This window comes from Epilithonimonas sp. UC225_85 (assembly GCF_042695135.1).
Taxonomy (GTDB): Bacteria; Bacteroidota; Bacteroidia; order Flavobacteriales; family Weeksellaceae; genus Epilithonimonas.
Genome location: NZ_CP170547.1, coordinates 3548717 through 3560956 on the forward strand (window position 1 = coordinate 3548717; position 12240 = coordinate 3560956).

General features: G+C 34.6%; 12 protein-coding genes and 1 tRNA gene. 3 read left to right on the forward strand and 10 right to left on the reverse strand.

What is annotated here, in order from left to right; all coding sequences use genetic code 11:
• Positions 1-200: 200 nt before the first annotated feature.
• Positions 201-1076 (forward strand): 4-hydroxy-tetrahydrodipicolinate synthase, encoded by an 876-nt coding sequence (gene dapA / locus ACFJGY_RS16170; RefSeq protein WP_379966023.1) that lies wholly within the window; start codon positions 201-203, stop codon positions 1074-1076.
• A gap of 42 nt (positions 1077-1118) precedes the next feature.
• On the opposite strand, the gene ACFJGY_RS16175 is transcribed toward dapA, so the two are convergent.
• From ACFJGY_RS16175 to mqo, 3 genes are read right to left on the reverse strand one after another with little or no spacing between them, the layout of a single operon-like run.
• Positions 1119-1514, reverse strand: a complete 396-nt coding sequence (locus ACFJGY_RS16175) for a hypothetical protein (protein ID WP_379966026.1) — start codon at positions 1512-1514, stop codon at positions 1119-1121.
• On the reverse strand, positions 1514-1990 hold the full coding sequence (locus tag ACFJGY_RS16180) for a GNAT family N-acetyltransferase (protein ID WP_379966029.1): 477 nt from the start codon (positions 1988-1990) through the stop codon (positions 1514-1516). The genes ACFJGY_RS16175 and ACFJGY_RS16180 overlap by 1 nt, the downstream gene beginning before the upstream one ends.
• A complete protein-coding gene (gene mqo, locus ACFJGY_RS16185) occupies positions 1990-3471 on the reverse strand; it encodes a malate dehydrogenase (quinone) (protein WP_379966032.1) in 1482 nt (493 codons plus the stop codon). The genes ACFJGY_RS16180 and mqo overlap by 1 nt, the downstream gene beginning before the upstream one ends.
• A gap of 171 nt (positions 3472-3642) precedes the next feature.
• Between mqo and ACFJGY_RS16190 the strand changes: the two genes are divergently transcribed.
• Together ACFJGY_RS16190 and ACFJGY_RS16195 are read left to right on the forward strand one after the other, a co-directional pair.
• Entirely contained in the window at positions 3643-5331 is a 1689-nt protein-coding gene (locus ACFJGY_RS16190; RefSeq protein ID WP_379966035.1) for an ABC transporter ATP-binding protein, read from the forward strand.
• A 138-nt stretch (positions 5332-5469) separates the two neighbouring features.
• On the forward strand, positions 5470-5805 hold the full coding sequence (locus ACFJGY_RS16195) for a DUF3276 family protein (protein ID WP_379966038.1): 336 nt from the start codon (positions 5470-5472) through the stop codon (positions 5803-5805).
• 48 nt (positions 5806-5853) lie between these two features.
• On the opposite strand, the gene ACFJGY_RS16200 is transcribed toward ACFJGY_RS16195, so the two are convergent.
• From ACFJGY_RS16200 to ACFJGY_RS16230, 7 genes are all read right to left on the reverse strand, one after another.
• Positions 5854-7050, reverse strand: coding sequence for a hypothetical protein (locus ACFJGY_RS16200; RefSeq protein WP_379966041.1), 1197 nt, complete (start codon positions 7048-7050; stop codon positions 5854-5856).
• Complete coding sequence (locus ACFJGY_RS16205) at positions 7047-8282, reverse strand: hypothetical protein (protein ID WP_379966044.1); 1236 nt, start codon at positions 8280-8282, stop codon at positions 7047-7049. The genes ACFJGY_RS16200 and ACFJGY_RS16205 overlap by 4 nt, the downstream gene beginning before the upstream one ends.
• 82 nt (positions 8283-8364) lie before the next feature.
• Positions 8365-8441: transfer RNA gene (locus tag ACFJGY_RS16210), tRNA-His, on the reverse strand.
• A gap of 34 nt (positions 8442-8475) precedes the next feature.
• Positions 8476-9198 carry a bacillithiol biosynthesis deacetylase BshB1 gene (gene bshB1 / locus ACFJGY_RS16215; RefSeq protein ID WP_379966047.1) on the reverse strand — a complete coding sequence of 241 codons (723 nt, stop codon included), beginning with the start codon at positions 9196-9198 and terminating at the stop codon, positions 8476-8478.
• Between the two features lie 182 nt (positions 9199-9380).
• A complete protein-coding gene (locus ACFJGY_RS16220; protein ID WP_379966050.1) occupies positions 9381-11024 on the reverse strand; it encodes a tetratricopeptide repeat protein in 1644 nt (547 codons plus the stop codon).
• 115 nt (positions 11025-11139) lie between these two features.
• Entirely contained in the window at positions 11140-12012 is an 873-nt protein-coding gene (locus ACFJGY_RS16225; RefSeq protein WP_379966053.1) for a PstS family phosphate ABC transporter substrate-binding protein, read from the reverse strand.
• A 1-nt stretch (position 12013) separates the two neighbouring features.
• The gene (locus ACFJGY_RS16230) at positions 12014-12199 is read right to left on the reverse strand and encodes a C4-dicarboxylate ABC transporter (RefSeq protein WP_379966056.1); all 186 of its coding nucleotides are present in this window, start codon (positions 12197-12199) and stop codon (positions 12014-12016) included.
• Positions 12200-12240: the final 41 nt, after the last annotated feature.

Genomic DNA, 12240 nt, shown 5'->3' on the forward strand with positions numbered 1-12240 from the left:
CCCAAATAAAAGATCCAAATTAATTTTCTGAAGAAAAGTTCATTTTTGATTAAAAAATCTTTCGGAAATATTTTTTTTAGATTGTTATATAGCATTTTTTGATTATCAGAAATGGAATTTTTAGCTTAACAAACACAAATATAATGTTTGTCTATTTATTAAAATGAATTAAATTTGAGAAAATTAATTTTTAAATAAAAATGAGTCAGTTAAAAGGCGTAGGTGTAGCTTTGGTAACACCTTTCAACGAAGATCTATCCGTAGACTTTGATTCTCTTACCAAACTAATCGATTACAATATAGACAACGGAACCAATTTTCTGGTGGTCTTGGGAACAACAGCCGAGGCTGCAACGCTTTCCAAGGACGAAAAGGATAGAGTAATCGCGCACATCACCAAGATCAATAACAACAGACTGCCTTTGGTTTTAGGAATAGGCGGGAATAATACAGCAGAAGTGAGACAGCAGATTCTGGATACAGATCTTTCTGATTTCGAAGCGGTGTTATCTGTTTCTCCTTATTATAACAAGCCAAATCAGGAAGGACTTTATCAGCATTATAAAGCATTAGCAGAAACCGGCGCAAAGATTATCATTTACAATGTTCCGGGAAGAACGGGACAAAATGTGGAAGCTTCTACAACGCTTCGTTTGGCAAATGAATTTCCAAATCTTATTATGATCAAAGAAGCGGCACCGAACATCCTGCAGTATTTCGACATTCTGAGACAAAAACCGGATCATTTTTCTCTAATGTCCGGCGATGACGAGTATACTTTACCGGTGACTTTAGCGGGCGGAGACGGCGTAATCTCGGTAATCGGCCAGGCTTATCCGAAGGAATTTTCTACAATGGTAAAATTCGGTTTAAGCAGAGAAGTGGATGAAGCTTATAAGATCCACAATTCTTTGGTAGAAATCACAAGGCTGATTTTTGCTGAAGGGAATCCTTGCGGTGTAAAAACAATTCTCGCCGAAAAAGGAATTATCAAAAATTACCTCAGACTTCCTTTGGTTGAAGCTTCTGAAGGATTACAGGAAAAAATAAAAGCGGAAATGCAAAAGCTTTCTTAAAAATAATAAAAAAGGTTCAGAGATTTCTGAACCTTTTTATTTTTACATATCTAATCTGATTTTATAAACATCAGAGCCGTTTCTTACAATACCTTCTTCAAAAAAGCCGTTATTCTGAGGGATCAGTTCTATAAAATCAAAAACTTTGCAATCCTTTGGCAATCCTGAGAAAACAAGGGTAAACCAATATTCTTTGCCGTGCGGAACATCTGTCCAATTGGGAAACAAACTGATATTTTCAAAATGAATCAGTTTGGAAATATGGTCAGAACCTCTGTCAATCAAATAGGTAGATGACCAGATCCTGATCTTTTCTTCTAGAAAAAACTCAGACTTGTAGCAGCAATGCAGAATCACCTGCTTCTCCTCTATCGTTTCCGACTGAAGCTTGCGAAGAATCTCTTCTGAAATTTTTGGTTTTATAATGGTCTCGCTCATTAGATTCTTTTTGATAGAAGATGCTGGAATCCTTTAATCATTTCCCGGCTTTTACCCTCATCCCGGAAACCACATTTGAGATATAAGTTGTAAGCACTTTTATTATTAAAATTGACAGCCAGAACAACCTCATCACAATCCGGAAAATTTTCTTTTACAAAATCCGAAAGTACGATCATCGCCGTTTTTCCAATTCCTTTTCCCTGATAATCCGGATTAATAGATAATGATCTCAGCAAAGTGGAATTTTCATTTTCCGTCAATTCAAATTTATCTTTTCCGAAATCCAATACGAAAAACCCGACTGCTTTATTTTGATAAAAAATACTAATCGGGAATTTGTCGCCCGTATTTTTCTCTTTTATAATTTCTAAAGTCGCTTTTGGCATCGCTGTAAACCGGCTTTGCTGCTCATCCAAAGTGTAACTTGTAAGATCCTCAAAATCTTCAGATTTATAAAAAGATAAAGTGATCATTAATATTCCAGCTCCAGTTTTTCCTTAGAATAATCTCTTATTTCCTTGATCAGTTCGGGATACTCAGCGAGTTTTTTGCCATAGCTTGGAACCATTTCTACCAATTTGTCTTTCCATTCGGTTTTCAGCTTATCAGCAAAACAATTTTCAAGAACCATAATCATTGCAAACGCAGACGTACTGGCGCCAGGAGAAGCTCCCAAAAGTGATGCTATGTTTTTATCTTTATTCACAACAACCTCAGTCCCAAATTCCAGTCTTCCGCCTTCGAAACGGTCTCTTTTGATGATCTGAACTCTTTGTCCGGCCGTCCTGAGTTCCCAGTCTTTTTCCTGAGCATCGGTCACAAAATCACGAAGATGCGACATTCTCTGGGATTTGCTCATCGTTACCTGTTGTATCAGATATCTTGTTAATGGCATATTATGCCACCAAACCCCGAACAAGGAGCGAATGTTTTTAAAATTAACACTTTCCGGAAGATCCAGATAACTTCCTTCTCTCAAGAATTTGGTTGAGAATCCAGCAAACGGTCCAAATAGAAGTGCTTTTTTCCCATCAATAATCCTTAGATCCAGGTGAGGGACAGACATTGGTGGCGCACCAACTGTGGCTTGCGTGTAAACTTTTGCATTGTGTTTTTCCACCAATTCCGGATTTGTGCTTACCAGCCATTGTCCGCTGATTGGGAATCCGCCGTAACCTTTGCTTTCCTCGATGCCGGAGCTGTCTAATAATGGCAGTGCGTAACCACCAGCTCCAATGAATACAAAATCTGCATTCACGGTTTGTTTGTGGAGATTTTTCCTGTCGTTTACCTGCAGGTTCCAGCTTCCTTTTCCATCTGCATCTATATCTTTTACTTCGTGATAGGTGAAAACTTCTACACTTTCGGTTTTATTAAGATGCTCTACTAACTTAACCGTCAGTTTTCCAAAATCAACGTCAGTCCCCAGATCCATTTTGGTAGCAGCCAATTGGTCAGAAGCCATTCTTTTCTGCATCATCAATGGAATCCATTCTGTCAGTTTCTCGTGATCATCAGAATATTCCATTCCTTGGAACAGCGGCGACTTTTGTAGTGCTTCGTGTCTTTTTTTAAGGAAGTTTACATCTTTCTCTCCGAAAACAAAACTCATATGTGGGCAGGAATTGATGAATTCTTTTGGATTATCAATAATACCTTTGTTGATCAGATAAGACCAGAATTGCTTGGAAACTTCAAATTGTTCCGCAATATATTCTGCTTTTTTGATATCGATTTTTCCGTCTTTTTCCGGTGTATAATTTAGTTCGCAAAAAGCGGAATGTCCTGTTCCAGCGTTGTTCCAGGCAGATGAACTTTCTTTGGCGACTTTTTCCAGTCTTTCGAAGATTGCAATTTCAAGATTCGGGTCAAACTCGTGGAGCATTGTTGCCAATGTTGCGCTCATTATTCCACCACCGACCAGTACAATATCGTATTTAGGTTTAGGATTCATTTAATTAAATTTTTCGAGTACAAAAATACTGATAATTGTAATTTTAATGACTTTTTCGTTTAATAAAAAGACTTACCATTTGTTAAGAAATCTCAATTCTTTTCTGAAAGTGTTCTCTGAAATTTTAAATCATTAATTTTGCACCGACTTTGGAAAATCGAAGTGAAAGGAATGAAAGCTTTAAAAACACTTAATCCATATTTCTGGAAACACCGCGTCTTATTATTTTGGGGATTCTTATTTATTATTTTAAGTAACTTCTTCGCTATTTATAAGATCCAGTACATCGGTCAGACTATTAATATTATTGATAAAAATTATTCCGGACTTAAGCTATCAGAGAAATTAAGTCTGATTGAAAATATCAAAAACAACTGGACCTATTTCAGGATCATTTTTATTAATTCCGGAATCTTAATCGGCTGTTCTCTGCTATCCGGATTTTTCACTTTTATGATGAGACAGACCATTATCGTTGCCTCCAGAAGAATCGAATACGAACTGAAAAATAAGATCTATACGCACTATCAGGAATTATCTGTTACAGATTACAAAAAGACTACCATCGGGGATCTGATGAACCGACTCAGTGAGGATGTTGTGGCCATCAGAATGTATCTTGGGCCTGGTGTGATGTACGTCGTGAATCTCATTATTTTACTGATCATCACAAGTGTTTATATGTTTATGACCGATGTCCGGATGACGCTGTGGACTTTGGTTCCGTTGCCAATTCTGTCTTACGGAATTTACAAAGTAAGTGACATTATCAACAAAAAATCGAAGGTGATGCAGAAAAGTCAATCCGGAATTTCGACTTTCGTACAAGATAGTTTTTCCGGAATCCGTGTTGTGAAGTTCTTCAGCAAGGAAAAATACATCGAGAAAAACTACGGCATCAAAGTCAAAGATTATCAGGACAAAGCACTGGATCTTGCGAGAACAGAGGCGTACTTTTTCACTATCATTCTTTTCGTAGTCGGGCTTCTGAATGTTGCTATTCTTTACGTTGGTGGACAAAAATATATTGCTGGAGAAATGAGTGTCGGAACCATTGCGGATTTTTTCATGTACATCAATATGCTGATTTTCCCTTTCTCTATGCTTGGCTGGGTAACCTCTGTGAATCAAAGAGCGGAAGCAAGTATGCAACGTGTAAACGAGTTTATGGACATGCAATCTGATATCGTGAATACCAATAACGAGACTTATCCAATAACCGGTGAAATTGAATTCCGGAATGTGAGTTATACTTATCCGAACACCGGAATAAAAGCGGTTGAAAATCTGAGCTTCAAAATAAATGCCGGGAAGTCTCTGGCGATAATGGGAAAAACAGGAAGCGGGAAATCTACCATAGCACAGCTTATCTGCAGATTAATTGATCCTGATGAAGGCGAAATTCTTATAGACGGAAAGAATCTTAAAACCCATAATCTGAAATTATACAGAGACCAGCTTGGTTATACGCCTCAGGAAAGTTATCTTTTTTCTGATACGATTAAAAATAATATCGGGTTTGCTATTGATAAGCCAAATCTTGGCTTGGTGGTAGAAATGGCGAAAAAGGCAGACGTTCATAAGAACATTGAAGAATTCAAAGATCAATACGAAACAATGGTCGGCGAACGCGGCGTAATGCTGTCTGGCGGGCAGAAACAAAGGATTTGTATTGCGCGGGCAATGATAAAACAACCCAACATTCTGATCTTTGACGACTGTCTCTCTGCCTTGGATACAGAGACCGAAGAGAACATTCTTCAAAACATCGATAAAGACCTCAAAATGACGACATCGATCATCATAACTCACAGAGAATCAAGTGCAAAAAGAGCTGATGAAATTTTATACTTAAATTAATGTAAGCAACAAATCCAGCGAAATTTTATCAAAAATTTAAGAAAAAGAGGCATTTCAAAGGTTTTTTTAACAAAACATTTTGAATTTCCGAGAATTCTATTATATTTGTTAGTAAAGATTTCTAAAAAATATATAACGATGGGTGAATTTAAGGAACGCCATGAAAATGAGATTTTCACTAAAGTGTTGAAAGCAGGCAGAAGAACGTATTTCTTTGATGTGCGGGAAACTAAAGCAGGTGATTATTATTTGACAATTACTGAAAGTAAAAAAAACTTCGGAGATAACGGAGAGGCAACTTTTGAAAAACATAAAATCTATCTGTACAAAGAAGATTTTAAAAGTTTCCAGGAATTATTTAATGAATCTACAGATTTTATCATCCAACAAAAAGGTGAAGATGTAATCTCTGAAAGACACGACAAAGACTTCAAATCAAAATCTTTCACTATAGAATCTGACGACGAAGTTTAAAATCTGATTTAAAAAAAATTAAGCGTTTCGAGAATTCGGGACGCTTTTTTATTTATTAATACTGTTTATATTTTTACGATAATAAGTTTTTAAAATGACTGCTATAAAAATTGGATAGAACAATAAAATATATCTTGGCAGCGGTGCAATAATATAAAAGAAAAGAAAAAACAGATAAAGACCTCCTGTCATATACAAAAGGAAACTTCTTTTATTTGTCAAATAGATTTTTCGCAAAGATAATATCAGCAAAACCTGAACTGCCATCATATACCAACTGTAAAAAATGTAAATTTTATACCTGTTAATACCTTCATAGCCCGGAAAATATTGTGTGAAATTTATCAGGAATTTAGTAGCCGTTAACTTTATAAACAGCTTGGGATTATTCATTATAAAATCGTGGTTGAGATTTCCCAGATATTCGTCCATATCCTTCTCATTTGTGAACATTTCCGACAACATTTTGTTTGTGACAATTTTCTTTAATTGTGGAGAATATGGATTATTAAAGGTGATATATGGATCATACTTTTCATTATATCCCTTTGCAAAATTGAAATTATACGAAGTGGAATATGCAAACTTTCCTATCATATAATAATTCCTTAAACACCACGGAAAATAAGCCATCAAAGCCATTGCTCCCAATAGAATCATTTTTTTTACCGATATTCTTTTATTAATGTAAAACGCAAAAATTGACAGGGAAATAATAAAAATGAACTCATACCTCAAATACAATCCAACTATGCTTAGAATGGCCAAAATACCCCATTGTTTGTTATAAACTATTTTAGATTTTGATATTTTATAAAGAATCGTAAAAAATAAAAGCATTACACTCAAAGAGAATGCAAACGAGCTGATCTTATACACGCCTATTAAAATCGGAGGGAAAAACAGAATTGAGCAAAATGCCAGTACAATGACAACAGAAAATCTTTTCTCTTCAAATAAAACTTTGAAAAAAGAAAATAACGAAAAAAACACCGTTAATCCCTGAATACAGCATACGACCGTAAGCCAATTACTACCAAAAACTTTACTGGAAATCAAAAGAAAATAAGAATAAAACGGAGGCATGTATGCAGAATACATTCCGTATAAACGATATTCCCAGCCATATTTGGCAAAGTCTTTCATGATAAATATCCATTCATATTCTAATGAAATTTCTTTTTTCAGAAAATAGATACTTATTACAAGATAGATCGAAAATATTAGATAGTATATCTTTTTCATAGTGATACTAAATTTTCAGTTTTCCGGAATTTCTGAAATATGACAAGAAATAAGTAAGCTGTCAAAATCAACTGATACCATTCAAAATCCAACTTGAATCTCATATTTGCAGCGTGTCCAATCATGTAAGGAAACGAAAAGTTTGCAAAAAATAAAACTGAAAAACAAAATAGAATCTTTGATCTTTTATACAAAATCACCAAAGATATTAGTGTGAAAATATCAAGAAATATAACATAGATCTTGCGCCCAAGCAAAACAGATAAACTGTCATTATCAAAATATTTCGGCGGAACATACCAAAGACAAAGAAGATTAATTGCTGCCTTTTTTATGAAAATTTCCGGTTTTAGATTAGTCACTTTTATAACTTCCTGCTTGTAGATTTTTTCCATCGTAAGTTCACTTACTTTATAACGTAAGCTGTAGATGTAATAATCTCTGTCCTTAGGAATCAACTTCAGATCGTCTGATAATTGTCCGTTTTGTGTAAAGCCAAAATAGATATTCTGCCAGGCTGGCGTTTTGGATAAAACCAATTGATCAAAAACATAATAATTCCTGATAACCCAAGGAGAATAAAGTATCACTACTGTGAAAACCAAAAAAGAAAAATTCCTGAAATTAACTTTTTTGAATAATAACATTGACAGGATCATTATACAAGATAGAGGCACTGTTACAACTTGTATAAGGAAAAGAGCCGAAGTGACTACGCCTAAACTAATAAAATCACCACTCTTATTATCCGTTGAAAACCAGATTTTAAAATATAGATAAAACCATAATAAGAGAACCGGAATAAAAATATTAGTAGCTTCTATACTACCCGAATAAAGAAAATAAGCCGGAGAGAAAATAAAAAGAAAACCCGCTAAAATCCCAGTTTTTTCGAATTTGAATAATTTTAAGATTTTATATAAAAAAACAGGTGTGAAAAAACTTAATAATGATTGAAAAATGGCCAACGTCAAAAGTGCCTTTTTCCCAGCAATCCAAATAAAAAATGCAATACAAAAAGGATAAGCAGGCAATTTGAATGCAGTTCCGCCAAGAGATATGATTTCCGAATATTGATGATATTTTACAATATTTTCAGCAATTGTAAAATCTTCGTTGGCTAAAAACTCTTTTTGGATGATCGCTATATAGATAATTTTAAAAATAACAATAAAAAAGTTTGCTATTAATAAATTTCTATACGACAAAAGAGCTTTCAGTTTTTTAAACATCCTAAAAATTTGAAAATGTAATTTAAAAAAATATTTTCTACAAAATAAGAAAAAGCGCATCCTTTTTAGGATGCGCTTAATTTGGGGTGAATGAGGGGTCTCGAACCCCCGACCTCCGGAACCACAATCCGGCGCTCTAACCAACTGAGCTACAATCACCGTTTTTGCGTGTGCAAATATAACATTTTATCGTTTAATCACAAATTATTCCTTCAAAATTTTTGAGTGCAATCAATTTTTCTGTTGTAAAACCCTCAGCAAATGTGACTCCGGAAAGTCTCCCCAAATCCTGTGCACGGTAAGTCAGACTTTCCAGAAAATCTTTTGTCGCAATCGGTGTTATTGGCTCATTAGAATCAGGGTTATAAAATTGCGTTTTATATGCCAGGCAGGCTTCTATCTTTTTATCAAGAAATCCTGTAATATCTATTACAAATTCCGGGACAATATTTTTCCATTGGATATAATGAAAGATATGTTTTGGTCTCCAGACATCTTGTGGCTCATCACCGTCAAAGGTTTTTATCTTTTTCAAACCTGCCAGGAAACAAGCGTCAGATATTAATTTAGCTGCTTTTGCATGATCCGGATGGCGATCGTCTATTGCATTTGCCAATACAATATCCGGTTTGTATTGTCTGATTTTTTCAACAACTTTAAGTTGATATTCTTCCGAATTATTAAGAAAACCATCTTTCAATTTTAAATTTTCTCTGACACTGATGCCTAAAATTTCGGCAGAATCCTTGGCTTCCTTCGCTCTTGTTTCGGCTGTACCTCTCGTGCCCAATTCACCTTCGGTAAGATCAATAATACCAACTTTTTTTCCTTCAGAAATTAATTTAATAATAGTTCCGCCACAACCCAGTTCTACATCGTCCGGATGTGCTCCGATTGCCAGAATATCACATTTCATAACTATTTTTATTTGTTTTTAATGTTGATCCCAAATAATTGGGAAAATAATGTTATCGCCGGTTATTACAATAATGTTTGCCACCAAGCGATTTTCATATTCAAAATATTTTACACAAAATTACTAAAAACAAAACTTCCCAATCTTAAGAATTGGGAAGTTTCAAGTTTATCTTATAAGATTTATTGATTAAGTGTCTTTTGCAAAGTAAGAGCATCTGCATAAGTCGGATTAAGGGCCAATGATTTTGCAACCATAGCTTTAGCTTTCTCCTTATCACTATCTTTTGCAATGAAGGCTATCGCAAAGTAAGCATAAGACATTGTCTCTTTATTAGCTTCCTGATCTGCTGCCGGTTTTGCCAATAGCGTATCAATATATTTCTGATAAGCGGAAGCGGCTAATTCTTTGTTCCCGGATTGCTGATAAGCATAGCCCTGGCTGTAATAAGCCGGTTCCCAAGTTGGAAGCAGGGTAATCATCTTTTGCCAGGTAAGAATAGCACCGTTCCAGTTTTTAGCATCCTGATAAGCCTGAGCTAATTTGTAGATAGCATCGGTATCCTGAGGATTTGCAGCAACTTTTGTTTTCAAAGCTTCTATTTCCGGAGTTGTAGCTGTTGCATCCGGAGATATCCCTACAAGGCCTCCTTTTACTTTTGCTAACTCTTCGTCCCAGTTCAATGTTTCATCTTTTGCATTTTTTGCAATAGCGATTTTTTGCTGGGCAGTAGCTTCTAATTGTGCTTTCTTAGCAGCATCTTTTTCATCCTTAGCCAAACCTGCAGCAATTAATCCCTGCAAACCTTCGTCTGAAGCCTGAACTCTGGATTTATCTGCCTGCGTTAAGAATGTATTTATATTTTGTTGAGCTTCAGCATATTTAGCTTCGCTATATAAGATATAAGCTCTTAACTTAAATTTAATAGGATCATCAACTTTATCAAAAACAGAATCTAAAGTTGTTTTTGAATTGGCATAGTCTTCATTAGCAAAATACAGTTTTGCGATCTCTAATTGTGTGTAAGGATCCTCATCTGCATATTTTGTATAATTAATCAAATTTTGAGTAGCTTCTGCATTTTTCTGATATTTGATATTAAATCCTGCCAATGCTTTATAAGCCGGCGCATAAGTAGGATCTACAGCAATTGCTTTGTCGATATTTGTTTTTGCCTGCTGCCATTGCTGCGCAGCAATCCACAATGTTCCTTTTCTTGTATAAACAGACGCTTTATTCTTTGCTACAACTTCTGCTTTATCATACGCAGTCATTGCATTACCCGGATCTTTCTTGATTCTGTATGCATCCCCAAGAGAATAATAGTAATTAGCAGGAACCCCGGCTTTTTGCGCTTTCTCAATTGCTTTATTAAGATAAGTAATCGCTAAATCCGGCGCACTGTTTTTTTCAAATAATGTCAAAGCTTCCCCTGCACGGAAAAGTACTTCTGCATCCTTCTCTCTAGAATCTTTTACAATCTGCTGAATTTCTGTAATAGCAGATTTGTCACCTTTTCCAAGTTTTATAGATGCTAAGCCTATTTTATTCAAATTACTTTTAGGATCAACAGCAAGACCTTTGTTAAAGCTTTCTTGTGCTAAAGTAAAATTAGGGTCAAATTGAGTTAAATATGTATTACCTAAATAGAAATAATTACTTGCTTCCTTAGGATTTTGATTGATAAGGTCTGTGTAGTTTTGTTTTGCTTTAGCATACTTTTGGCTATCTACAAAGTTGATTCCGTCTTGTACAGATTGTGCAAAACTTAAACCTGTAAAAAAGCTTACTGCAGCTGTAACAATAATTTTTTTTGATAAATTCATTATATTCTCTTTTTTCATTTTTCGTAACTATAAAATTTTGGTTTGAACGACAATATTTAGACCAAAATAGATAATTATATTTAATTGTTCTGTTAAAAATATATTAAAAATTACATCATCTCATTTGAACTTCTCTTTTAAAAATATTATAAGGCTGAAGTCCTTCTTTTTCGACAATGATCTGTCCAAGTTGCTGACAAGAAAACCTGATAAAACCATTTCCCAAACCATAATAAGGCTCATTGGTGATGAAATATAAAACCCTCGTAAAAGGATAAGTCATATTTTTCAGATTATCATTTGTGACACCATAAGTCTTATTATTTTTAATCACTTTAAGAATTTTCAGCTCACTTCTTAGTTTTTCAGCTTCTTTTCCGAATGGCCGGCTGATCGTATTGTAACTGATAACGCCGATTTTATTGGGATAATTCTTCAATTGTTCAACAACATTTTCATTGCCGTTGATGATAGAAAATTTGAGGTCTGCCGGATCTTTCTGGAATTTTTGAGCGATAAAATTAAGGTTGCTGGAATTAACACCATCAAATATTAATCTTTTGTTATCCGAATTTAATTCATTGTAGATTTCTTCCATAGAAATGGATTCTAATGGAGAATCTTTCGGAACTACAAAAAGAACGGCATCTGCGGCAAATTTACCAGGCTGCCAAGGCAAGTCTATTTTCTGGTCATAGGCTGCTTTTTCCTTTGCGGAGAGTTCTCTGGACATCACCACCACTCTTGCTTTTCTGTCTAATAAATCTAACAAGCCAAGATCTTCCTTTTTAATGACAACATTAATTTTGGTACCAGGATTGAGAGCCATATATCTTTCCGATAAAGCTTCTGTAACACTTTTGAAAGATTCATCTGCTTCGATTGTGATTTCACCTTTATTTGGTGTATCGATTTCCTTCTGCTTTTCTTTTGAACACGAATAGACGATAGCAAAAACTGCTATTAGTAATAAAAAGATTTTTTTCATATTAATTATCATTTTTAATTCTGATAATAGCTCTTACTATTCGAAAAACACCATAAGCTATTAATAAACCGCCCAATGGATAAGCTACATTAGGTTCAAGGATAATGATGAAAAATTTATAAACTATAACGACGATTCCTAAAACAATATAGAAAAGCCCTGTTATTAAAGAAAGCCAATTAAACATATCACAAATCTAATAAAAAAAGAGAAGTTATTAAAACTTCT

What these genes read in the sequence shown, in the direction of transcription:
- dapA (WP_379966023.1), top strand. Translation starts at nt 201, where the DNA reads ATGAGTCAGTTAAAAGGCGTAGGTGTAGCTTTGGTAACACCTTTCAAC.
- ACFJGY_RS16175 (WP_379966026.1), bottom strand. Translation starts at nt 1,514, where the DNA reads ATGAGCGAGACCATTATAAAACCAAAAATTTCAGAAGAGATTCTTCGC.
- ACFJGY_RS16180 (WP_379966029.1), bottom strand. Translation starts at nt 1,990, where the DNA reads ATGATCACTTTATCTTTTTATAAATCTGAAGATTTTGAGGATCTTACA.
- mqo (WP_379966032.1), bottom strand. Translation starts at nt 3,471, where the DNA reads ATGAATCCTAAACCTAAATACGATATTGTACTGGTCGGTGGTGGAATA.
- ACFJGY_RS16190 (WP_379966035.1), top strand. Translation starts at nt 3,643, where the DNA reads ATGAAAGCTTTAAAAACACTTAATCCATATTTCTGGAAACACCGCGTC.
- ACFJGY_RS16195 (WP_379966038.1), top strand. Translation starts at nt 5,470, where the DNA reads ATGGGTGAATTTAAGGAACGCCATGAAAATGAGATTTTCACTAAAGTG.
- ACFJGY_RS16200 (WP_379966041.1), bottom strand. Translation starts at nt 7,050, where the DNA reads ATGAAAAAGATATACTATCTAATATTTTCGATCTATCTTGTAATAAGT.
- ACFJGY_RS16205 (WP_379966044.1), bottom strand. Translation starts at nt 8,282, where the DNA reads ATGTTTAAAAAACTGAAAGCTCTTTTGTCGTATAGAAATTTATTAATA.
- bshB1 (WP_379966047.1), bottom strand. Translation starts at nt 9,198, where the DNA reads ATGAAATGTGATATTCTGGCAATCGGAGCACATCCGGACGATGTAGAA.
- ACFJGY_RS16220 (WP_379966050.1), bottom strand. Translation starts at nt 11,024, where the DNA reads ATGAATTTATCAAAAAAAATTATTGTTACAGCTGCAGTAAGCTTTTTT.
- ACFJGY_RS16225 (WP_379966053.1), bottom strand. Translation starts at nt 12,012, where the DNA reads ATGAAAAAAATCTTTTTATTACTAATAGCAGTTTTTGCTATCGTCTAT.
- ACFJGY_RS16230 (WP_379966056.1), bottom strand. Translation starts at nt 12,199, where the DNA reads ATGTTTAATTGGCTTTCTTTAATAACAGGGCTTTTCTATATTGTTTTA.